22 protein-coding genes are annotated in these 22,172 nt (G+C 71.2%); 17 read left to right on the top strand and 5 right to left on the bottom strand.

What is annotated here, in order from left to right:
- Positions 1-41: 41 nt before the first annotated feature.
- A complete protein-coding gene (locus tag ACFVW6_RS32530; protein WP_378830460.1) occupies positions 42-677 on the bottom strand; it encodes a TetR/AcrR family transcriptional regulator in 636 nt (211 codons plus the stop codon).
- A gap of 139 nt (positions 678-816) precedes the next feature.
- Between ACFVW6_RS32530 and ACFVW6_RS32525 the strand changes: the two genes are divergently transcribed.
- From ACFVW6_RS32525 to ACFVW6_RS32500, 6 genes are all read left to right on the top strand, one after another.
- Positions 817-1,968: an acyl-CoA dehydrogenase family protein gene (locus tag ACFVW6_RS32525; RefSeq protein WP_378830462.1), complete on the top strand. Its 1,152-nt coding sequence runs from the start codon at positions 817-819 to the stop codon at positions 1,966-1,968.
- A 16-nt stretch (positions 1,969-1,984) separates the two neighbouring features.
- Positions 1,985-2,737, top strand: a complete 753-nt coding sequence (fabG, locus tag ACFVW6_RS32520) for a 3-oxoacyl-ACP reductase FabG (RefSeq protein WP_378830464.1) — start codon at positions 1,985-1,987, stop codon at positions 2,735-2,737.
- A 16-nt stretch (positions 2,738-2,753) separates the two neighbouring features.
- Positions 2,754-3,911, top strand: coding sequence for an acyl-CoA dehydrogenase family protein (locus ACFVW6_RS32515; protein ID WP_355275493.1), 1,158 nt, complete (start codon positions 2,754-2,756; stop codon positions 3,909-3,911).
- On the top strand, positions 3,908-5,107 hold the full coding sequence (gene pcaF, locus ACFVW6_RS32510) for a 3-oxoadipyl-CoA thiolase (protein ID WP_378830467.1): 1,200 nt from the start codon (positions 3,908-3,910) through the stop codon (positions 5,105-5,107). The genes ACFVW6_RS32515 and pcaF overlap by 4 nt, the downstream gene beginning before the upstream one ends.
- A 186-nt stretch (positions 5,108-5,293) precedes the next feature.
- Positions 5,294-6,787, top strand: coding sequence for a long-chain fatty acid--CoA ligase (locus tag ACFVW6_RS32505; RefSeq protein WP_378830469.1), 1,494 nt, complete (start codon positions 5,294-5,296; stop codon positions 6,785-6,787).
- Positions 6,784-7,239: a MaoC family dehydratase gene (locus ACFVW6_RS32500; RefSeq protein WP_378830471.1), complete on the top strand. Its 456-nt coding sequence runs from the start codon at positions 6,784-6,786 to the stop codon at positions 7,237-7,239. The genes ACFVW6_RS32505 and ACFVW6_RS32500 overlap by 4 nt, the downstream gene beginning before the upstream one ends.
- A gap of 17 nt (positions 7,240-7,256) precedes the next feature.
- Here ACFVW6_RS32500 and ACFVW6_RS32495 read toward each other — a convergent pair whose 3' ends face one another.
- A complete protein-coding gene (locus ACFVW6_RS32495) occupies positions 7,257-7,571 on the bottom strand; it encodes a thiamine-binding protein (RefSeq protein WP_355275485.1) in 315 nt (104 codons plus the stop codon).
- Positions 7,572-7,676: 105 nt separating this feature from the next.
- On the opposite strand from ACFVW6_RS32495, the gene ACFVW6_RS32490 reads away from it, so the two are divergent.
- From ACFVW6_RS32490 to ACFVW6_RS32460, 7 genes are all read left to right on the top strand, one after another.
- The gene (locus ACFVW6_RS32490) at positions 7,677-8,672 is read left to right on the top strand and encodes a YafY family protein (protein WP_355275483.1); all 996 of its coding nucleotides are present in this window, start codon (positions 7,677-7,679) and stop codon (positions 8,670-8,672) included.
- On the top strand, positions 8,669-9,646 hold the full coding sequence (locus tag ACFVW6_RS32485) for a helix-turn-helix transcriptional regulator (RefSeq protein ID WP_378830474.1): 978 nt from the start codon (positions 8,669-8,671) through the stop codon (positions 9,644-9,646). The genes ACFVW6_RS32490 and ACFVW6_RS32485 overlap by 4 nt, the downstream gene beginning before the upstream one ends.
- Positions 9,643-10,671, top strand: coding sequence for a 2-dehydropantoate 2-reductase (locus ACFVW6_RS32480; RefSeq protein WP_378830476.1), 1,029 nt, complete (start codon positions 9,643-9,645; stop codon positions 10,669-10,671). The genes ACFVW6_RS32485 and ACFVW6_RS32480 overlap by 4 nt, the downstream gene beginning before the upstream one ends.
- Positions 10,672-10,763: 92 nt before the next feature.
- Positions 10,764-11,030 (top strand): Sec-independent protein translocase subunit TatA, encoded by a 267-nt coding sequence (tatA, locus tag ACFVW6_RS32475; protein WP_355275478.1) that lies wholly within the window; start codon positions 10,764-10,766, stop codon positions 11,028-11,030.
- Positions 11,031-11,125: 95 nt separating this feature from the next.
- Positions 11,126-12,079, top strand: a complete 954-nt coding sequence (gene tatC, locus ACFVW6_RS32470; RefSeq protein ID WP_378830479.1) for a twin-arginine translocase subunit TatC — start codon at positions 11,126-11,128, stop codon at positions 12,077-12,079.
- 3 nt (positions 12,080-12,082) lie between these two features.
- Entirely contained in the window at positions 12,083-14,779 is a 2,697-nt protein-coding gene (locus ACFVW6_RS32465) for a DEAD/DEAH box helicase (protein WP_378830481.1), read from the top strand.
- 119 nt (positions 14,780-14,898) lie between these two features.
- Positions 14,899-15,618 carry a DUF4333 domain-containing protein gene (locus ACFVW6_RS32460; RefSeq protein ID WP_355275473.1) on the top strand — a complete coding sequence of 240 codons (720 nt, stop codon included), beginning with the start codon at positions 14,899-14,901 and terminating at the stop codon, positions 15,616-15,618.
- A 105-nt stretch (positions 15,619-15,723) separates the two neighbouring features.
- Here ACFVW6_RS32460 and ACFVW6_RS32455 read toward each other — a convergent pair whose 3' ends face one another.
- Positions 15,724-16,695: a 5'-3' exonuclease H3TH domain-containing protein gene (locus ACFVW6_RS32455; RefSeq protein ID WP_378830485.1), complete on the bottom strand. Its 972-nt coding sequence runs from the start codon at positions 16,693-16,695 to the stop codon at positions 15,724-15,726.
- A 117-nt stretch (positions 16,696-16,812) separates the two neighbouring features.
- Between ACFVW6_RS32455 and ACFVW6_RS32450 the strand changes: the two genes are divergently transcribed.
- The gene (locus ACFVW6_RS32450; RefSeq protein ID WP_378830487.1) at positions 16,813-17,940 is read left to right on the top strand and encodes a M24 family metallopeptidase; all 1,128 of its coding nucleotides are present in this window, start codon (positions 16,813-16,815) and stop codon (positions 17,938-17,940) included.
- Positions 17,941-17,946: 6 nt separating this feature from the next.
- On the opposite strand, the gene ACFVW6_RS32445 is transcribed toward ACFVW6_RS32450, so the two are convergent.
- A complete protein-coding gene (locus ACFVW6_RS32445) occupies positions 17,947-18,345 on the bottom strand; it encodes a TIGR03618 family F420-dependent PPOX class oxidoreductase (RefSeq protein WP_378830489.1) in 399 nt (132 codons plus the stop codon).
- Positions 18,346-18,442: 97 nt separating this feature from the next.
- Here ACFVW6_RS32445 and ACFVW6_RS32440 point away from each other — a divergent pair, with 97 nt between their 5' ends.
- From ACFVW6_RS32440 to ACFVW6_RS32430, 3 genes are all read left to right on the top strand, one after another.
- Entirely contained in the window at positions 18,443-19,195 is a 753-nt protein-coding gene (locus ACFVW6_RS32440) for an SDR family NAD(P)-dependent oxidoreductase (RefSeq protein ID WP_378830491.1), read from the top strand.
- Positions 19,174-20,427, top strand: a complete 1,254-nt coding sequence (gene cbiE / locus ACFVW6_RS32435; RefSeq protein WP_378830494.1) for a precorrin-6y C5,15-methyltransferase (decarboxylating) subunit CbiE — start codon at positions 19,174-19,176, stop codon at positions 20,425-20,427. Before ACFVW6_RS32440 ends, cbiE begins: the two co-directional genes overlap by 22 nt.
- 248 nt (positions 20,428-20,675) lie before the next feature.
- Positions 20,676-21,428, top strand: coding sequence for a cobalt-precorrin-6A reductase (locus ACFVW6_RS32430; RefSeq protein WP_355275995.1), 753 nt, complete (start codon positions 20,676-20,678; stop codon positions 21,426-21,428).
- Positions 21,429-21,433: 5 nt separating this feature from the next.
- Here ACFVW6_RS32430 and ACFVW6_RS32425 read toward each other — a convergent pair whose 3' ends face one another.
- Entirely contained in the window at positions 21,434-21,976 is a 543-nt protein-coding gene (locus ACFVW6_RS32425) for a PadR family transcriptional regulator (protein ID WP_355275465.1), read from the bottom strand.
- Positions 21,977-22,172: the final 196 nt, after the last annotated feature.

Below are 22,172 nucleotides of genomic sequence, written 5' to 3'. Positions count from 1 at the left end.
CGATTGCGTAGACGCCACCGGTCCCGTCGTCGTCTGTGGGTTCAGTCGGGTCTGACGACGCTCGCGTAGGTGCCGCGCAGGCCCGCGATGAACGAGGTCAGGGCCAGTTCGAAGCTGTCGTCGTCGATCTCCTCGGCGACCGCGCGCAGCAGGTGCGCCTGGTTCAGGTGCGGGTAGCGGTCCCGGTAGACCTGCACGTCGTCGGCGAATCCACCCGCGAACGACCCCACCGTCGACCCCATCACCAGGTAGCGGGTGGCCGCGCCGATCATGGTCGCGTAGCGCGGCGGCCAGCCCGCGCCCACCAGGCCGCCGTGCACGGCGTCGGCCGCGCGCAGGTTCTCCGCGCGCCGGCCGGGGCCCGCGGCGAGGTAGGGCACGAAGTTCGGGTGCGTGACCAGCGCCGTCCGGTAGCTGCGGGCCCAGGCGGCCAGACCGTCGTCCCAGGGCAGGGTGTCGAAGCCCGAGGTGTCGACGTGGCTCATGATGCCCGTCGCGATGTCGTCGAACAGGTCGTCCTTGTTCGGGTAGTGGCCGTACAGCGAGGCGGCCTGCACACCGAGTTCGGCGGCCAGCTTGCGCATGGAGACCTCGGCGAGGCCGTCCCGGTCGATCATGGCCAGCGCGGTGTCGCGAATGCGTTCGCGGCTCAACAGCGGTACGCGCGGCCTCGCCATGCGCCACTCCTCGTCTGCTCGGGGGTCGGTGGGGATTCGAACGCTATCACCGATGGGCATTTCGGCCCTTGATTAACCGAACGGCGTTAGGATACGGTGCCCGAGTAAACCTAACACCGTTTGGTTCAGGAGTGGTCCGATGGATCTCGCACTCACGCAAGCGCACAGCGACCTGCGCGAGCTCGCCCGCACATGGGTGGACAAAGAAGTCGTCCCGCACGCCGCGCAGTGGGATCGGGCAGAATCGGTCGACCCGGCCATCGTCGGCAAGCTCGGTGCGCTGGGGTTCCTCGGCATCGGGATCGACGAGGAGTACGGCGGCTCCGGCGGGGACGCCCTGGCCTACTGCGTGCTGCTGGAGGAGCTGGGCCGCGGCGACAGCGCGGTGCGCGGCATCGTGTCGGTGTCGCTGGGACTGGTCGGCAAGTCGATCGCCGCCTATGGCACCGAGGAGCAGAAGCGCCGTTTCCTGCCGCCACTGTGCGCGGGCGAGCAGCTCGGGTGCTTCGCGCTGACCGAGCCGGGGACCGGGTCCGACGCGGCCAACCTGATCACCCGCGCCACCCGGGACGGGGCGGACTGGGTCATCGACGGCACCAAGATCTTCATCACCAACGGCACTTGGGCCGACGTGGCACTGGTGTTCGCGCGCACCGGGGGACCGGGACCGAAGGGCGTGACCGCCTTCCTCGTCCCGACCGATTCGCCCGGTTTCGGCCGGACCGAGATCAAGGGCAAGCTCGGGCTGCGCGGACAGGCCACGGCCGAACTGGTCCTGGACCGGGTCCGGGTGCCCGACGCGCTGCGCCTCGGCGCGGAAGGCCAGGGCTTCCGGATCGCGATGGCGGCGCTGGACAAGGGGCGGATGGGGGTGGCCGCGGGCTGTGTCGGCCTGGCGCGCGCCTGCCTGGAGGCCGCGGTGCGCTACGCCGGGGAGCGTGAGCAGTTCGGCAAGCCGATCGCGGGCTATCAGCTGGTGCAGGAACTGCTCGCCGACATCGCGGTGGAGACCGAGGCCGCGCGGTTGCTGGCCTGGCGTGCCGCCGATCTCGTCGACCGGGGCGAGCCGTTCGGTACCGCCGCCTCGATGGCGAAGCTGTTCGCCTCCGAGGCCGCGGTCAAGGCCGCCAACAACGCGATCCAGGTCTTCGGTGGCTACGGCTACATCGACGAGTACCCGGTCGCCAAGTATCTGCGCGACGCGCGCGTGCTGACCCTCTACGAGGGCACCACCCAGATCCAGAAACTGCTCATCGGCCGCGCCCTCACCGGCGTGAACGCCATTGTCTGACAGAGGAGTACGAACCATGACCCACAGAACCGCCTTCGTCACCGGAGCGGCGCGCGGCATCGGCGCGGCCACCGCGGCCCGCCTGGCGGCCGCCGGCTGCGCCGTGGCCGTCGTCGATCTCGACGCCGACGCGGCCGTGCTGACCGCCGGGAAGATCAACGCCGCGGGCGGCACCGCGATCGGACTCGGTTGCGATGTCACCGACGAGGATTCGGTGGCCGCCGCCGTGGCGCGCACCGTCGCCGACCTCGGCTCGCTCGACGTGCTGGTGAACAACGCCGGCGTGCTGCGCGACAACCTGCTGTTCAAGATGTCGGTGGACGACTGGGACACCGTCATGTCGGTGCACCTGCGCGGGGCGTTCCTGTGCAGCAGGGCCACGCAGAAGCACATGGTGGAGCGCGGCGGCGGCGCGATCGTCAACACCTCGAGCGTGTCGGCGCTGGGCAATCGCGGGCAGGCCAACTACGCCGCGGCCAAGGCGGGCATCCAGGGCCTGACCCGCACGCTGGCCATGGAACTCGGCCCGTTCGGCATCCGGGTCAACGCGGTCGCGCCCGGCTTCATCGCCACCGAGATGACCGCGGCCACCGCCGCCCGGATGGGCGTGAGCGCCGAGGAGTTGCAGGCCAAGACCGCCGGGATCACGCCGCTGCGCCGGGTCGGCACGCCCGACGACATCGCGGGCGTTGTCGCGTTCCTCGCCTCCGACGACGCCGGGTTCGTCACCGGTCAGACGCTGTACGTCGACGGCGGACGCCGTCTCTAGGTTTCGGGAGTCATTCATGCAGCGCACAGTTTTCACCGATGAGCACGAGGCGTTCCGCAAGACGGCGCGCGCGTTCATCGAGTCGCAGGTCGTGCCGGTCTACGACCAGTGGTACGAGGCGGGCATCGTGCCGCGCGAGTTCTACCGCTCGCTGGCCGATCTCGGCGTGTTCGGGATCGAGGTGCCCGAGGAATACGGGGGCGCGGGGATCGACTCGTTCAAGTTCCAGGCGATCCTGATGGAGGAAACCGCCAGGGCCGGTGTGTCGTTCGGTGGGTCGGGCGTGCACGTCGGCCTGTGTCTGCCGTACCTGAAGAACCTCGCGACCGACGAGCAGAAGCGGCGGTGGCTGCCGGGGTTCGTCTCGGGGGAGATCATGTTCGCCATCGCGATGACCGAGCCGGGCACCGGGTCGGATCTGGCCGGGATGCGGACCACCGCGCAGCTGTCCGAGGACGGCACCCACTACGTGCTCAACGGGGCGAAGACCTTCATCACCGGCGGGGTGCACGCCGATCGGGTGATCGTCTGCGCGCGGACCGCCCCGCCCGCGGAGACCGATCGGCGCCACGGTATTTCGCTGTTCGTGGTCGACACGAGTTCGCCGGGGTACGCGGTCGGCCGCAAGCTCGACAAGCTCGGCCTCAAGGTGTCCGACACCGCCGAACTGTCCTTCACCGACGTGCGGGTCCCGGTGGCCGACCTGCTCGGCGCGCCGCATCAGGGATTCGGCTACCTCGGGCAGAACCTGCCGCAGGAGCGGTTGTCCATCGCGGTCGGCGCCTACGCGCAGGCCAAGTCGGCGATCCGGTTCGCGCTCGAATACACCAGGGGCCGGACGGTATTCGGCCAGCCGGTGGCGCAGTTCCAGAACACCAAGTTCGAGCTGGCCGCCTGTCGGGCCGAGGTGGACGCCGCCGAGGCCGTGGTCGATCGCGCGCTCGACGCCCTGGACCGGGGCGAACTCACCCCGGCCGACGCCGCGTCGGCCAAGCTGTTCTGCACCGAGGTCGCCTCGCGGGTGATCGACCGCTGCCTGCAGCTGCACGGCGGGTACGGCTACATCACCGAATATCCCGTGGCCCGCCTCTACGCCGACAACCGGGTGAACCGGATCTACGGCGGCACCAGCGAAGTGATGAAGATGATCATCGCCAAGGACATGGGCCTGTGACGGGCCGCGCGTTCCTGGTCGACGGTGTCCGCACGCCGTTCGGCCGCTACGGCGGCGCGCTGGCCGAGGTGCGCCCCGACGACCTGGCCGCGCAGGTGATCACCGCGCTCAGGGAACGAGTGCCCGCCGTGGACTGGGCGCGGGTCGACGATGTCGTGTTCGGCTGCGCGAACCAGGCGGGTGAGGACAACCGCAATGTCGCCCGGATGGCGGCGCTGCTGGCCGGGCTGCCGGTGGACGTTCCCGGCGTGACGGTCAACCGGTTGTGCGCGTCGGGCCTGGACGCGATCGGCTACGCGGCCAGGGCGCTCAAGGCCGGTGACGCCGACCTGGTGATCGCGGGCGGGGTCGAGTCGATGACGCGGGCACCGTACGTGCTGCCGAAAACCGGTGCGCCGTGGGACCGTTCGGCGCAGCTGGCCGACACCACGCTCGGCTGGCGGCTGGTGAATCCGCGGCTGCGGGCGGAGTACGGCATCGACTCGATGCCCGAGACCGCCCAGCACGTCGCCGACGAGCACGGCATCGCCCGCGCCGATCAGGACGCCTTCGCGCTGCGCTCGCAACAGCGGGCGGCGGCGGCGATCGCGCGCGGCAGGCTCGCTCGTGAGATCACCCCGGTGCCGGTCCCGCAGCGACGCGGGGAACCCGTCGTCGTCGACCGCGACGAGCATCCGCGTGAGACGAGCGTCGAGGCACTCGCCCGGCTGCGTCCGGTGGTGTCGGGCGGGTCGATCACGGCGGGCAACTCCTCGGGGATCAACGACGGTGCCGCCGCGGTGCTGATCGCCTCCGAGGCCGCGGTGCGGCGCTACGGCCTGACCCCGCTGGCCGAGGTCGGTGCCGTGACGACGGCCGGGGTGCCGCCGCGCGTCATGGGCATCGGACCGGTCCCCGCGGTCGAGAAGCTGCTCGCGCGAACAGGTCTGGCGATCGCCGACATCGACGTCGTCGAACTCAACGAGGCCTTCGCGGCCCAGGCCCTGGCCGTCCTGCGCGGACTCGGACTGCCCGACGACGCCGAACACGTGAACCCGAACGGCGGCGCGATCGCGCTCGGCCACCCGCTCGGCGCCAGCGGTGCGCGCCTGGCGCTCACCGCCGCACTCGAACTCGCCGATCGCGACGCGCGCCACGCGGTGGTCACCCTGTGTGTCGGGGTCGGGCAGGGCCTCGCGGTCCACCTCCGTCGCTGACCCCCGTCGCCCGCACCGGGCATCCGATGCGGGCGACGCCGATCGACCGTTCGGGCCCTCCCTCCGAGGTGCGGGCCGACGGTCCCCGAACTCCGACCGATCCGGTCACCCACCGATCCGGTCACCCACCGCGCGACACCGCGGGTGCGCGCTCCCTCGCCGAAGCCGTCGACTCCAGGAATCCTGATGAATGCCACTCTCTCCCTGGCGAGCATCCTCGCCGAACCCGCCCGCCGCCGCCCGGATCACCTCGCGCTGATCGAGGGCGAGCACCGCATCACCTTCGCCGACCTGTGGCGGCAGGCACGGGAACAGGCAGGCGCCCTGATCGCGCGCGGGGTCCGGCCCGGTGACCGGGTGGCCCTGCTGTGCCCGAACACCGCCGACTTCCCGCGCGCGTACTTCGCGATCCTCGCCGCGGGCGCGGTGGTGGTGCCGGTGCACCTGCTGCTCACCGCGCCCGAGATGGAATACGTGCTGCGCGACAGCGCGGCCTCGCTGCTGATCTGTCATCCGATGGTGGCCGAGACCGGTGCCGCGGCGGCGAGCGCGGCGGGCATCGATGTCGTCGCCCCGCAAGACCTGGCGGGCGAGGCGATTCCGGCGTTCGTCTCGCGCGGTCCGCTCGACACCGCCGTCGTCTTCTACACCAGCGGCACCACCGGCACCCCCAAGGGCGCCGAACTGAACCACCTCAACATGGTGATGTGCGCGACGGTGAACACCTTCGACGCCAACGAGATCCACCGTGACGACATCGCGCTCGGCGCGCTGCCGCTGTTCCACGTGTTCGGGCAGACGGTCTCGATGAACTCGCACTGGCGGGTGGGCGGAACGCTGGTGCTGCTGCCCCGATTCGACGCGGCGCAGGCGATCGCGCTGATGGCGGCGGAGCGGGTCAACCTCTTCCACGGCGTGCCGACGATGTACCTCGCGCTCATCGAGGCGGCGGCGCGGGCGCCGGAGCTGCCCGCGCTGAAGCTGTGCGTGAGCGGTGGTGCGGCGCTACCGGTGTCGGTGCTGGAGGACTTCGAGCGACTCTTCCGCGCGCCGGTGCTCGAGGGCTACGGGCTGTCGGAGACCTCGCCGACCGCGGCGGTCAACCAGCCGATCTACGGCGCCGAGGCGGGCACGGTCGGGCACCCGGTGTGGGGCGTCGACGTGGAGATCGCCGATCCCGCGATCACCGACCGGATCGTGCTGCTGCCGATCGGCGAGACCGGCGAGGTGGTGGTGCGCGGACACAATGTGTTCAACGGTTACACCGGCAGGCCCGAGGCGACCGCGGCCGCCGTCGTCGACGGCTGGTTCCGCACCGGCGATCTGGGCACCAGGGACGCCACCGGCCGGATCCGCATCGTCGACCGGATCAAGGAGATGATCCTGCGCGGCGGGTTCAACGTGTATCCGACGGAGGTCGAGGCCGCGCTGGTGCGGCATCCGCGCATCGCGCAGGTCGCGGTGATCGGCGTGCCCGACGAGCACTACGGTGAGGAGATCGTGGCCGTCGTCGTGGCCGACGGTGAGCTGACCGCCCAGGACGTGATCGAGTTCGGCAGGCAACAGGTGGCCAGGTACAAGTACCCGCGCCGCGTGGAATTCGTCACCGAGCTGCCGCTCGGTCCCACCCACAAGGTGCTCAAGCGCGAACTGCGCCGACGTTTCGGAGGTGTGGCATGACCACGGATTTCGCCGATTTCGACACCCTGCGCGCGGCGGCGGGCACCGAACTCGGTCCCAGCGACTGGATCACCATCGACCAGGAGCGGATCGACCGGTTCGCCGACGCCACCGGCGATCACCAGTGGATCCACGTCGATCCGGTGCGGGCCGCCGCGGGCCCGTACGGCACGACCATCGCGCACGGCTTCCTCACGCTGTCGCTGATCGTGCCGATCACCCAGCAGGTGATGACGGTCAGCGCCGCGAGCGCGGCGATCAACTACGGCCTGGACCGGGTCCGGTTCCTCACCCCGGTGCCGGTGGGCAGCCGGATCCGGGGCCGGGTGGCGCTCACCGAGGTGACCGAGATATCCGGCGGCGTGCAGGCGCATCGGCGCGTCACCGTGGAACTGGAGGGCGCGCAGCGTCCCGCCTGCGTGGCCGACGCCATCGCCCGCTACCTGCGCTGAACCGTCCGGGGCGGCGGCTAGTAGCCGTCGCCCTCGGCCAGGTAGCGCTCGATCGTCGCGACCTTGGTGGTGAGCGCGTCGGTGACACCGGGCCGCAGATCGGCCTTGAGCACCAGGCTGCAGCGCGGCGCGACCGCGAGGATCGCGTCGCACGCCGACTTCACCACCGCCATCACCTCGTCCCAGTCGCCCTCGATCGTCGTGAACATGGCATCGGTCCGATGCGGCAGGCCCGAGGCCCGCACCACGCGCACGGCGGCCGCCACGGCCTCGCCGACCGACCCGTCGGCATGGGCGGCGCCACTGGGCGCCACGGAGAACGCAACAAGCATGGTGGTCCTTTCGCTGCGGGTATCCGCACCATTGTGCCGCCGCGGACCGCGGGCAACCGTGCGCCGACGCGCCGCCGCGGTCACCCGACCATTACCCTCTATCGGGTGGCGATATCCAAGGTCGAGCGGCTGATGAATCTGGTCATCGCGCTGCTGTCGACCCGGCAGTTCCTGAGCGCGGAGCGCATTCGCGCCAGTGTGGCCGGTTACGAGGACTCCGCGACCGACGAGGCGTTCAGCCGGATGTTCGAGCGCGACAAGAACGAACTGCGCGACCTGGGCATTCCGCTGGAAGTGGGCCCGGTGGGGCGGTTCTCGACGCTCGAGGGCTACCGGATCAACCGCGACGCCTACGAGCTGCCCGACATCGACCTGTCCAGCGAGGAGGCGGCCGCGGTCGCCGTCGCCGTGCAGATGTGGGCCTCGCCCGAGCTGGCCAGCGCCGCCGAGGGCGCGCTGCTCAAGCTGCGCGCGGCCGGCGTCACCGTCGAGACGGAGAACGTCGGGGTGTCGGTGCCCGCCGTGCCGGCTCGCACCCGTGGCTCGGAGCCGGTGTTGCGCGAGCTGCTCGCGGCGATCGACGCCGGGCAGGCGGTGCGGTTCGGGCACCACAGCGCCGTCACCGATCCGTTCGTCACTCGCGATGTGGAGCCCTGGGGCGTGGTCACCCGGCACGGCCGCTGGTACCTGGTCGGGCACGACCGCGAGCGCGACGCCGTGCGCACCTTCCGGCTGTCCCGGATCGGTGGCGAGGTCACGCCGTACGGTCCGCACAACGCGGTCCGCAAGCCGGCCGACGCGGATCTGCGCGCCATCGTCGACCGGGTCACCGGCGACGCGCCCGTCACCGGGTCGGCCACCGTCTGGGTCGCCAAGGGGCGCGGGCGCGAACTACGCCGCATCGGCACCGAACTCGGGCCAAGGGAACTCGGCGGCCGCGACGGCTCGGTCGTGGAGGTGCCGGTCCGCTCGCGCGACTGGGTGGCCCGGCTGATCACCGGCCTCGGCCCGGATGTGCTGGTGCTGGATCCGCCGGAACTGCGCGCCGATGTGATGAACCGGCTACGGTCGGTACTCGACCACACGGAGGTGGCGTCGTGAGTTCGCGCCTGTCCCTACGCCTTTCGCGCCTGCTGAACATGGTGCCGTACCTGCTCGCGCACCCCGGCATCAGCGCCGCCGAGGCCGCCGCCGAGCTGGGGGTGACCACCAAACAGCTGATGAGCGACCTCAACCAGCTGTGGATGTGCGGGCTGCCCGGGTACGGGCCCGGCGATCTGATCGACCTGTCGTTCTCCGAGGAGAGCATCGAGGTCACCTTCTCCGCGGGCATCGACCGGCCGCTGCGACTGACCTCCACCGAGGCGACGGCGCTGCTGGTCGCGCTGCGCTCGATCGTGGAGATGCCCGGCATGGTCGACCCGACCGCCGCGCACGCCGCGATCGCCAAGATCGAATCGGCCATCGCCAGCACCGACGCCGTCGTCACCCCGGCCGCCGTGCCCGTCGAACAGCCGGTCGTGGCCACCGTGCGCGCCGCGCTCGCCGACGCCAGCGCCCTGCGCCTGGTCTACTACTCGGCCAGCCGCGACGAGGTCTCCGAACGCATCGTCGACCCCATCCGGGTGGTGCTGGTCGACAACAACAGCTACCTGCAGGCGTGGTGCAGGCAGGCCGAGGGCGTGCGGCTGTTCCGGTTCGACCGGATCGAGGACGCCACCGAACTCGACGAACCCGCCCGTCCGCCCAGCCACGCCGCCGCCGACGCGGCCGCCCTCGACCTGTTCCAGGACGACCCCGACGTGCCGCTGGCCCGGCTGCGCCTGCGCGCCGACTACGCCTGGGTGCTCGACCAGTACCCGATGCACCGCATCGAGTCCCGCCCCGACGGCAGCATCGAGGCGGGCATGCGCTTCGCCTCCGCCGAGTGGATGGCGCGCCTGCTGCTCGGGTTCGGCACCGGCGTCACCGTGCTCGGCCCGCCGGAACTGGTCACGGCGGTGCGCGACCGCGCCGATGCCGCCCTGGCCGCCTACGCGGCCGCCGGACTGCCCGGGGAGACCGAACCCGCGTGAACCAGCGAGTACTGGTCCTCGGGGCGGGCAGCATCGGGGTCTTCATCGGCGGTCAGCTGGCCGCGGCGGGCTTGGACGTGATCTTCGTCGGCCGCCAGCGCGTGCTCGACGACATCGCCGAGCACGGTCTGCACCTCACCGATCTCGACGGCGGCTCGATCGACGTGTCGCCGGATCGCTTCGGGCTGGCCCTGGAGCCGGACGAACCGGAACTGGCCGACCTCGTCCTGGTCACCGTGAAATCCGCCGCCACCGCGTCCGTCGTGCGGACCGTCGCGGGCAGGCTGCGCCCCGGCACCCCGGTGGTGAGCCTGCAGAACGGCATCGGCAACGACAGCCTGATCCGGGAGGTCCTGCCGACCAGCGTCGTGCTGCCCGGCATGGTCCCGTTCAACGTGGTGCACCGTGGCAACGGCCGGTTCCACCGGGGCAGCGACGGCGTCGTGGCGATCCAGGACGACCCGGTGGTCGACCGGTTCGCCGACCACTTCCGGGCCGCCGGCCTGCCGCTGCGCCGCTATCGCGACCTGCGCCCGGTGCAGTGGGCCAAGCTGCTGCTCAACCTCAACAACCCGATCAACGCGCTGTCCGGGCGGCCACTGCGCGAGGAACTCGCCGAGCGCGACTACCGCCGCTGCCTCGCGCTCGCCCAGGCCGAAGCCCTCGCGGTGATGAACACTGCGCGAATTCGGCCCGCTCAGCTGACGGCGATCCCGCCGGAACTCATGGTGCATCTGCTGCGCGTTCCCGATGTCGTCTTCCGCCGGGTGTTCGGCAAGGTACTGGCCATCGACCCGCTGGCCCGCTCCTCGATGGCCGACGATCTCGCCCTGGGCAGGCGGACGGAAATCGCGTGGTTGTGCGGCGAAATCGTGCGTCTCGGCGAGATGGTCGGGCAGCCGACACCGGTCAACCGCAGGCTCACCGAGCTGATCCGGAAGGCCGAATCCGGCGACACCCGCCGGTTCACCGGAAGCCGGCTGTTCGCCGAGCTGACCGGGGCGGCGTCCGCCGTCCAGGGTTGAACGCGTGGCGAACACCGCTGCGGGTGGCCGGTCATGACGCTCCGAGTGCAGGTAGCATCGGTAATCACCACAGTCTTTGGAGGTATCTGATAATGGGCACGTTCAGCTGGACGCACCTGCTGATCATCGCGTTGCTGTTCGTCCTGCTCTTCGGCGCGAAGCGGCTGCCGGACGCGGCGCGCGGTCTCGGCCGGTCGCTGCGGATCTTCAAGAGCGAGGTCGGGCAGATGCAGTCGGAGTCGGCCACGCAGGCCACTACACCGCAGGCTGCCCCGGCGCCGCAGCAGCAGCTGCCCGCGTCGGCCCCGCAGGCGCAGACCCCGATCGTCGAACCGCAGCAGGGCCAGAAGTCGGCCTGACCTCGGTGTTCACCCCCGGAGCGCGTCAGTCGCTCCGGGGCTGAGTGCTGTTGTCGAGCATCCGCCGGACCGAGGGTTAGAGGCCACCACCCACCATGCGCATTCCGTTCGATCCACGGCGCAGCAAGCGCAGGACGAATCCCGACGGCACCATGTCGTTGGTCGAGCACCTGCAGGAACTGCGCACCCGGCTGTTGCTGGCGCTGGCCGCGATCGCGGTCACCACGCTCGTCGGCTTCTTCTGGTACGCGCACCCGTTCTTCGGTATCGAGAGCCTGGGCGAGATCCTGCGCGGACCGTACTGTTCGCTGCCGGAGTCGGCGCGGGCGAGCCTGAGCGCCGACGGCTCCTGCCGGCTGCTGGCGACCGCGCCCTTCGAACAGTTCATGCTGCGCCTGAAGGTCGGCTTCACCGCCGGTGTCGTGCTCGCGGCGCCGTTCTGGCTCTACCAGCTGTGGGCGTTCATCACCCCCGGCCTCTACGCCAAGGAACGCCGGTACGCGGTGGGGTTCGTGGTGTCGGGCACCGTGCTGTTCGTGACCGGCGCCGTGCTGGCCTACGTCGTCGTCTCACACGCGTTGTCGTTCCTGTTGACCATCGGTGACAACGTCCAGATCACCGCGCTCAGCGGTACCCAGTACTTCGGGTTCATCATCCAGTTGCTGATCATCTTCGGCGTCAGCTTCGAGACGCCGCTGGTCATCATCGGGCTGAACCTGGTCGGCGTGCTGCCCTACGTGAAGCTCAAGGCGTGGCGGCGCGGCATCATCTTCGGCCTGTTCGTCTTCGCCGCGGTCGTGACTCCGCAGGACCCGTTCTCGATGCTGGCGCTGGCCTGCGCGCTGACGGTGCTGTTCGAACTGGCGGTGCAGTTCGCCCGGTTCAACGACGCCCGCCGGGCCCGCCGCGCGGCCAACGAGGGCTGGGGTTCGCTCTCCGACGAGGAGGCCTCCCCGCTGGACACGCCGGACCCGGTGCGGCCCGCCGACCCGGTCGCCGACCCGGAGAAAACCACCCGCCCGGTGTCGGACTACTCCGATACGCTCTGACGGGTGACCGATTCTCCCGCGCGGGCCAACGAGTTGGCGCAGTTCGCCAGCGAAATCCCTTTCGATCTCGACCCTTTCCAGCGGACCGCCTGCGCGGCGCTGGAGGACGGGCACAGCGTGCTCGTCTGCGCCCCGACCGGCGCGGGCAAGACGATCGTCGGTGAGTTCGCGGTCCACATGGCGCTGGCCTCGGGCGGCAAATGCTTCTACACCACGCCGATCAAGGCGCTGTCGAACCAGAAGTTCGCCGACCTGACCGCGCGCTACGGCCGCGACAGCGTCGGCCTGCTCACCGGCGACCAGTCGATCAACCCCGACGCACCGGTGGTCGTGATGACCACCGAGGTGCTGCGCAACATGCTCTACGCGTCCTCGGACTCGCTGCGCGGACTGTCCTATGTCGTGATGGACGAGGTGCACTACCTGGCCGACCGGTTCCGCGGCGCGGTGTGGGAGGAAGTCATCCTGCACCTCTCGCCGGACGTGCGGCTGGTGAGCCTGTCGGCGACGGTGTCCAACGCCGAGGAGTTCGGCGCCTGGATGGAGACCGTGCGCGGCGACACCGCCGTGGTGGTCGACGAGACCAGGCCGGTGCCGCTGTGGCAGCACGTGATGGTCGGGCGGCGGATGTTCGACCTGTTCGACACCAAGTCCAGCGACCAGAAGGTGCTCGTCGACGAAGACCTCGTGCGGTTCATCCGCCAGCGTGAGGCCGCCGACCGGATGCAGGGCTACGGCGGCCCGCGGGGCCGCGGTGGTCGCGGCAATTTCCGGCCGCTGCCGCGCCCTGAGGTGCTGGCCCGCCTCGACGAGGAAGGCCTGCTGCCCGCGATCACGTTCATCTTCAGCCGGGCGGGCTGCGACGGCGCGCTGGCCCAGTGCCTGCGCGCCCGGCTCGACCTGAGCAGGCCCGACGACGTCGCGCGGATCGACGAGATCATCGAGAAGCACACCGGCGACCTGCCCAAGGGCGACCTCGAGGTGCTCGGCTACTGGGAGTGGCGCGAGGCGCTGCACCGCGGGCTGGCCGCCCACCACGCCGGCATGCTGCCCGCGTTCCGGCACACCGTCGAGGAACTGTTCGTCCAGGGCCTGGTCCGAGCGGTGTTCGCGACCGAGACCCTGGCACTGGGCATCAACATGCCCGCCCGCACGGTCGTGCTCGAGCGCCTGGTGAAGTTCAACGGCGAATCGCACGCCGAGCTGACGCCGGGGGAGTACACCCAGCTCACCGGGCGCGCGGGCAGGCGCGGCATCGATGTCGAGGGCCACGCGGTGGTGCTGTGGCAGCCCGAGGTCGACACCAGCGCGGTCGCCGGCCTGGCCTCCACCCGCACCTATCCGCTGCGCAGTTCGTTCCGGCCCGGCTACAACATGTCGATCAACCTGATCGACCGGATGGGCGCGCAGGAGGCGCGGGCGCTGCTCGAGCGCTCCTTCGCCCAGTTCCAGGCGGACCGGTCGGTCGTCGGGCTGGTGCGCGGCATCGAACGCAACCAGGGCGCGATGCGCAAGCTGGAGAGCCAGCTCGGCGGCGTCGACGGCGGGTTCATGGAGTACATGTCGCTGCGCGAGCGGATCAAGCAGCGCGAGCGCGAGATCCAGCAGCAGGGCCGCGCCGATCGCCGCGGTGCCGCTGTCAAGGCCCTGATCGAATTGCGCCGCGGTGACGTGGTGGCGATTCCGTCGGGCAGGCGCGCCGGGCTCGCGGTGATCCTGGAACCCGATCAGACCCCCGGTGACCCGCGTCCGCTTGTGCTCACCGAGGACCACTGGGCCGGCCGGGTCTCGGCGGCGGACTTCCCGGTGCCCGCCGAGGCGCTCGGGCACATGCGGTTGCCACGACGGGTCGATCACCGCACCGCGCGCATCCGCCGCGATCTGGCCTCGGCCCTGCGCAGCACCGGGATCTCCGCGCCGGGCAGGCGCAGGCGCAACGACCACACCCGCGGCGGCGAGGATCGCGAGCTCTCGACGCTGCGCCGCAGCCTGCGGTCGCACCCGGCGCACAACAGGCCCGATCGCGAACAGCTCAGCCGCACCGGTGAGCGCTACGCCCGGCTCGCGCGCGAGACCGAGTCGATGCGCCAGAAGGTTGCCGCGACGACGAATTCGCTCGCGCGCACCTTCGACCGGATCGTCGGCCTGCTCGAGGAACGCGGGTTCGTCGAGCACGGCGAGGTGACCGCCGACGGCAGGCGGCTGGCCCGGATCTACGCCGAGAGCGACCTGGTGGTCGCCGAGGTGTTGCGCCAGGGGCTGTGGCGCGGGCTCGGCGCGGCCGAACTCGCGGCCGTGGTCTCCACGCTGGTCTACGAGTCGCGCCAGGAAGGCGGGTTCCTCACCGCGTCCGGCCCGACCGAACCGATCCGCCGGGCGGTCGGCGCGACCATCGAAGTGTGGACCCAGCTGCGCTCCGACGAGTCACGGCACAAGCTGCCGCCCACCCGCGAACCCGACCTCGGTTTCGTCACCGGCGTGTACAAGTGGGCCCGCGGCGACGCATTGGCCGAGGCGTTGCTGGCCAGTGGCGATCAGGGCACGCCGCTGTCGGCGGGCGATTTCGTGCGCTGGTGCAGGCAGGTCATCGACCTGCTCGACCAGATCCACAACACCGCCGACGACCCGGAGATCGCGGCCACCGCGGCCAAGGCGGTGCGCGCGGTTCGGCGGGGTGTCGTCGCGGTGGACGCCGCGTAGTGGATACGTCTGTGATTTGATTTCCTGGCGTACCGACCGTGATGGCGGAGTCGTGCGAAAGCGGCTGGCCTGGCGCGGGGGGCTACCGTATGTACAACGATGCGAGTGGAGGCGAGTGGATGAGCGGCCCGTACGGACCGAATGGCCCAGGGGAGGGAAGCAACGATCCCACCCAGCACTGGGGAGGTCAGCAGCCGCAGCAGGCTCAGCCGACCCAGCACTGGGGTGGTGGGCAGCAGCCGCAGCAGGCTCAGCCGACCCAGCACTGGGGTGACCCGAACGCGCAGCAGCCGCAGCAGCAGTGGGGTCAGCAACCGCAGCAACCGGCGCAGCAGCCGCAGTGGGGACAGCAGCCGCAGCAGCCGACCGGCCCGCAGCAGCAATGGGGTCAGACCCAGCCGCCGCCGCAGGACTGGAACGCGCAGCAGCCGCAGCAGCAGTGGGGTCAGCCGCAGCAGCAGTGGGGACAGCAGCCGCAGCAGCCCGGTCAGCAGCAGTGGGGCCAGCAGCCCCCGTCGTCGTCGGGTGGCAAGGGCAAGGGCCTGGTGATCGGTCTGATCGCGGCGGGCGTGCTGGTGCTCGCCGCCGTCGTCGGTCTGATCCTGGTCGTGTTCTCCTCCGACGAACTCGACTCCGCCGCCGTGCAGGACGGCGTCTCGCGCGTGCTGAAGGACTCCTACGGCATCGCCGACGTCTCCGACGTGTCGTGCCCCTCGGGTCAGGAGGTGAAGGTCGACGCGACCTTCACCTGCGACCTGAAGGTCAGCGGTGAGGCGAAGAAGGTCACCGTCAAGATCACCAAGGACGATGGCACCTACGAGGTCGGCCGCCCGAACTAGGCTGCCGCACCCCCGATTCCGGGCCGTCCGCGCGTACGCGGGCGGCCCGGAATCGTCTACCGGCCCGGAATCGTCTACCGGCCCGGAATCGTCTACCGGGCCGGATCAGCTGTGGGCCGCGGTCAGCGCGGTGACGAGCCGGGTGATCGGGCTCTCGGCGTTGTAGGCGGCGGCCAGGGCGAGCAGCCGATCGGGGTCGACCGGTGTCGCGGGCAGCCGGTCCGGTCCGGACAGGATCACCTCGGCGTCGCGCACCACCTGCACGACCGGCGCGGCGACCTTCAGATAGTCCTGGGCCGCAACCAGTTTCGCGCGGACGCCCTTGGCCAGGTCGGACCCGGGATCGTCGACCGCCGCGAGCAGCGCGTCGAGCGAACCGAACTTCGAGATCAGCTGCGCCGCGGACTTGTCGCCGATGCCCGCCACCCCGGGCAGCCCGTCGGAGGCGTCCCCGCGCAGGGTGGCCATGTCGGCGTAGGCCGGTCCCGCGTTCCGTTCCGGCACACCGTATTTCGCCGACACCTCGGCGGGCCCGAACAGTTCGGCCTTGGCCAGGCCGCGGCCCGCGTAGAGGACCCGGACCGGCGGCGCCGGCTCGTCGCGGACCAGCTGGAGCAGATCGCGGTCGCCGCTGACGACGACCACCGGGTCCGTGCGCTCCCGGCTGGCGAGCGTGCCGAGCACGTCGTCGGCTTCGAGCCCCTCCGCGCCGCCGGTGGCGATTCCGGCGGCGGCGAGCACCTCGAGGATCATCTCGACCTGCGGGGTCAGCGTGTCGGGGACTTCCTCGGCGCCCGGCGCCGCGCCGCTGCTGGTGTCGAGCCGGTGCGCCTTGTAGGACGGCACCAGCGCGACCCGGAACGGCGGCCGCCAATCCAGGTCGAGCCCGACGACCAGCCTGCTCGGCCGGTGCTTGGTGATCAGCGAGGCCACCATGTCGGTGAAGCCGCGCAGCGCGTTGACCGAGCGTCCGTCGGCCGCCCTGAGCTTGTCGGGGATCGCGTAGTAGGCGCGGAACCACAGGCTGGCGCCGTCGAGGATCAGCAGGGGTCCACGGGAGGTCTGGTCAGCGGTCACGGGCTCGATTGTGCCCCGAAAGCCCCGTCCCGCGCCCACCGTGCTCCGGGCGCGTCCGGTCGCGGAGAGATCACGTGTCCTGGGCCGGTGCGCCCGTGGCGGGTAACGTCGAACCCTATGAGCGCGCACACGGATGCCAGGTTCGCGGCGAACGTCTACGGTCAGCGGCTGGAGCGGGCGGTCGAACTGATGCGCGCGGCGCATCTGGACGCCCTGCTCATCACCCCCGGCCCCGATCTGCGATATCTCATCGGATCGGCCGCCGAATCGTTCGAGCGGCTCACCTGCCTGGTGATCCCCGCCGACGGCGCCACGCCCTCGGTGGTGATCCCGAAACTCGAGCTGGCCTCGCTGGACGGATCGGCGGCGGGCGAACTCGGCCTGCAGGTCCTGGACTGGGTCGACGGCGTCGACCCGTATCAGCTGGTGCGCTCGACCCTGCACGCCGGCTCGCGCATCGCCGTCGCCGACGCCATGCCCGCCCTGCACCTGATCCCGCTCGCCGAGTCGACCACCGGCCTGCCCGCGTCGGCGACCCCGGTGCTGCGGCAGTCGCGGATGATCAAGGACGAGGCCGAGATCGAGGCGCTGCGCCGGGCGGGCGCCGCCATCGACCGGGTGCACGCCAGGATGGGCGAATTCCTGCGGCCCGGGCGGACCGAGGCCGAGGTGGGCGCCGACATCACCGCCGCCATCGTCGAGGAGGGCCACACCGAGGCGGCGTTCGTCATCGTCGGCAGCGGCCCGCACGGGGCCGACCCGCACCACGGGGTCTCCGACCGGGTCGTGGAATCCGGCGACGTGGTCGTCATCGATATCGGCGGCCCCGTCGAACCCGGCTACTTCTCCGACTCCACCCGCACCTACGTGCTCGGGTCGCCGAGCACACAGGTCGCCGAGCAGATGGCCCTGCTGGAGGCGGCCCAGGCCGCCGCGGTGGCCGCGGTCCGCCCCGGGGTGACCGCGGAGTCCATCGACGCCGCCGCGCGCACCGTGCTGGCCGACGCGGGCCTCGGCGACGCCTTCGTGCACCGCACCGGCCACGGCATCGGGCTGTCGGTGCACGAGGAGCCCTACATCGTGGCGGGCAACGATCTGGTGCTCGAGCCGGGTATGGCGTTCAGCATCGAGCCCGGCATCTACTTCCGCGGGAAGTGGGGCGCCCGGATCGAGGACATCGTGGTCGTCACCGCCGACGGCGCCGAGTCGATGAACAACCGGCCGCACGGTCTGACGGTCCTGTAGACGGACCTACTTCAGCGTGCTCGACGAGAGCACCCGGCGCACCCGGATCGCGACGACGACCCGCGTCGGGTTCTCCCGCGGCACCCGGTAGCGGGCGGTGTAGCGGCGCACGGCCTCGGCCACGTCGTCGGCCTCGGTGAGCACGGTGGCCGGCCCTTCGAGGGTGAGCCAGCGCGGCCCCTCGACCTGACTCACCGCCGCGTACCCGCCGCGCGCCGCGTTGCGCGCCTTCACCGAAGCGCCGTCGGTGATGACCCGGGCGATCCCGCTCTCGGCGTCCCAGGTGAACCCCACCGCGACCACGTGCGGTGTGCCGTCGGCGCGCAGGGTCGTCAGGGTGGCCAGATGCCGCTCGGTGACGAAGTCGAGGGCGGCGGGGGACAGCGGTGTGGTGGCGGTCGGCATGCGGGAAACGGTAGCCCGGACCGCGGGTCGCCGATCGCGCGGGTTTCGGCCTCGACACCCGAATTCCCCGTCCGGCGCCGGATGACAGACTGATCCCATGGCAGAGCAGCAGAACGACGGACCGGTGCTGGTCCTGGGCGGACGCAGTGAGATCGGGGTCGAGGTGGCGCGCAGGCTGGCGCCCGGTCGCGTGGTGATCCTGGCCGCCCGCCGGTCCGGCGCGCTGGACGCCGAGATCGAGCAGGTGCGCGCCGCGGGCGCGACCGCCGTGCACACCGTGGAATTCGACGCCGACGACACCGCCACGCACGCGCCCCTGCTGGAGAAGATCGCCGCCGAGCACGGCGGCATCGGCACCGCGGTGGTGGCCTTCGGCGTCCTCGGCGATCAGGCGCGCGCCGAACACGATCCGGCTCACGCGGTCGCGGTCGTGCACACCGACTACGTCGCCCAGGTCAGTGTCCTGACGACGCTGGCGACCCTGCTGCGGGCCCAGGACTCCGGGCAGATCGTCGTGTTCAGCTCGATCGCCGGGGTGCGGGTGCGCCGGGCCAACTACGTCTACGGTTCGGCGAAGGCGGGGCTCGACGGCTTCGCGAAGGGGCTCGGGGACGCCCTGCACGACACCGGTGTCCAGCTGCTGCTGGTCCGGTCCGGGTTCGTGATCGGCCGGATGACCACCGGCATGGATCCCGCGCCGATGTCCAGCACGCCCGGCCAGGTCGCCGACGCCGTCGTGCGGGCCCTCGGCCGCGGCAGGACCTACGTCGCGGTGCCCGGCAGGATCGCGGTGATGTTCTTCGTGATGCGGCTGCTGCCGCAGTTCGTGTGGCGCCGGATGCCGCGGTGACCGACGCGGCCTGGTCGGGGCATCCGATCGTCGTCCTCGGGATCGGCGCCGACGGCTGGTCCGGGCTCGGCGAGCCGGCCCGCGCCGCGATCGGCGCGTGCGAGGTCGTCTTCGGGTCGCCGCGCCAGCTGGCGCTGCTCCCGGACAGCGACGCCGAATCGGTGCCGTGGCCGAGCCCGCTGCTGCCCGCGCTGCCGGAGTTGTTCGCGCGCTACGCCGGTCGGCGTATCGGGGTGCTGGCCAGCGGCGACCCCATGTTCTACGGCATCGGCGTCACCCTGGCCCGTCGCTTCGGCGCGCGGGCGCTGCGGGTGTTCCCGCAGCCGTCCTCGGTGTCGCTGGCGTGCGCGCGGCTGGGCTGGCCGCTGGCCGAGGTCCCGGTGGTGAGCGTGGTTGCCCGCCCGTTGCCCACCGTGCTGCCCGAACTGGCCGACGGCCGCAGGCTGCTGGTGCTCAGCGAGGACGAGTCGACGCCGCACCTGCTGGCGCGATTGTTGCGCGACAACGGGTTCGGCGCGTCCACGCTCACCGTGCTCGAACAGCTCGGCGGGCCCGCCGAACGCACGAGTACCGGCACCGCGGCGCGCTGGGCCCACCCGCACGGCGACCCGCTCAACGTCGTCGCGATCGACTGTGTCGCCGAGGTGGGCGGCCGCCGCGACACCCGGTTGCCCGGCTTGGCCGACACCGCCTTCACCGGCGACGGCCAGCTCACCAAAGCCGAGGTCCGGGCCCTGACGGTCACCGCGCTGGCCCCGGCGCCCGGCGAGACGCTGTGGGATGTCGGCGGCGGGTCCGGCAGCATCGCGATCGAATGGTGCCGCACCCATCCGCTGTGCCGTGCGGTCACCTTCGAACGGCTGCCCGCGCGCCGCGAGCAGATCGCCGTCAATGCCGCCGCGCTGGGCGTTCCGGGAATAACGGTCAGGGGCGAGGTGCGCTCGGAGTTTGCCGAGAGCGAATTGGCGGCGCCGGATGCGATATTTCTCGGCGGCGGGCTCACCCAGGACGGTGTGTTCGACCAGTGCTGGCAGCGGCTGCGCCCGGGCGGTCGCCTGGTCGCCAACGCGGTCACCGCGGAATCGGAAGCGCAGCTACTGGACTGGACCGCCACCCACGGCGGCGAGCTGCGAAAATTCCAGATCTACCGGGGTGAACCGCTCGGCGGGTTCACCGCGTGGCGGCCGCACCTCCCGGTCGCCCAGTGGATCGTCACAAAACCCGCTGGTTAGCGCGATTCTTCGATCACGGACAAATCACGCGCAGATCACGGTGAAATCGTTCATGCTGGGTCCTGATGCCATGAAAGTTACGAACCGAACGTGTAAGAAGCGTGCCTCGAGGGTAGGGTCGGGGCCGTTCCGGGTAAATCCCGCCGGTTCGATTTTTCCATGATGGGGAGTTACATGAAGTACACGAAGTTCATCGCGGTCGGCGCGTCGCCGGTCGCCGCAGGTTGGGCCGATGTCAGCGGGCAGCCCTGAGGGTCCTGATCCTCGGCGGCACGGGCGAAGCTCGGGAGCTGGCGCGGATCGCGTCCGGTGAACGGGGACTCGACATCGTGTCCTCCCTCGCCGGGCGGGTCGCGCAGCCGCGGCTGCCCGTCGGTCCGGTCCGCGTAGGCGGGTTCGGTGGTGTCGAGGGCCTCCGAACCTGGCTGCGTGAGAACGCGATCGATGCCGTCGTGGACGCGACTCATCCCTTCGCCGCGCAGGTCACCTCCCACGCGGCGACCGCCGCGGACGACCTGGGCATCCCCGCGCTGCACCTGCGGCGACCCGAGTGGGTGCAGCGCCGCGGTGACCTGTGGACGCGGGTGCCCGATCTGTCGTCGGCGGCCGCCGCCCTGGCCGCCCACGGTGAGCGGGTGCTGCTCACCATCGGCAGGCAGGGGGTCGGCGCGTTCGCGGGCTGCGGGCGGCACCGGTTCGTGATCCGCTCGATCGACGCGCCCGCCGCGCCGCTGCCCCCGCGCTACGAACTGCTGCTGGCGCGAGGACCGTTCACCTTCGACGACGAGCTGGTGCTGATGTCGCGGCACCGGATCGACGTGCTGGTGACCAAGAACAGCGGCGGTGCGCAGACCGAGGCGAAGATCTTCGCGGCCCGCACCGCGGGCCTGCCGGTGGTGATGATCGATCGGCCGCCGCTGCCGGTCGGCGCGGTGACCGTCGACGAGGTCGGCGCCGCGGTGGACTGGCTGCACGACGCGGCCTCACCCCGGGTGCGCTGAGCCGCTCACTGCGGTCGCGGCCCCGTGAAGATGCGGGGCAGCTGGTCGAACCAGTGCAGTACCGCCCGTTCGTAGGCGATGCCGAATTCGAGGGTGGCGCGCTGATGGGGCGCGAGCGCGGTCGGGTCCTCGTCGAGGTAGCGGTCGAGCCGGTCCTGGTGGATGTTCTTGTTGGCGGCGATGATCCGGTCGCGATGCGCCGGGTCGAGGTGTTCGCCGAAGGAGAGGGTGAGCAGCAGCGGCACCCGGATCGTCTCGGCGCCGGGGTCGCGGGCGATCCACTCGGCGAAGGCCTCGCGGCCGGTGTCGGTGATCCGGTAGGGCGTGCGCTCCCTGGCGCCCCGTTCGCCCTTGGTCACCAGGCCCGCGGCGTCCATGGCGGTCAGCTCGCGATACACCTGGCTCTGGGTGATCGTCCAGAAGTCGCCGATCCGTTGCTGGGCCTGGGTCGCGAGGTCCCAGCCCGACATCGGGCCCTCGTGCAGGAACCCCAGTAGTGAGGCCGCGGTGGAGTTCAGCGGGCGGCGTCGAGTCGCGGTATCGGTCAACGGTCAACTCCCTTCGAACGACATTCCTAAGTGGAATGTTACGCCTTGGGTGCGCTGTCCACCAAGACCGGAGGTGTTGCGGTGTGTTCGCCCGGCGCGGGGGGGGGGGGGGGGGGGGGCCCCCCCCCCGGGGGCAAGAGAACACCGGCGCGGTGGAGGAGGGGGCCACCCCCCACGGGTAAAGAGAGAACGGCGG

Origin of the sequence: Nocardia sp. NPDC058244, from assembly GCF_042882065.1 — a bacterium.
Classification (GTDB): Bacteria; Actinomycetota; Actinomycetes; order Mycobacteriales; family Mycobacteriaceae; genus Nocardia.
This window is presented reverse-complemented; position numbering and strand designations above follow the sequence as displayed.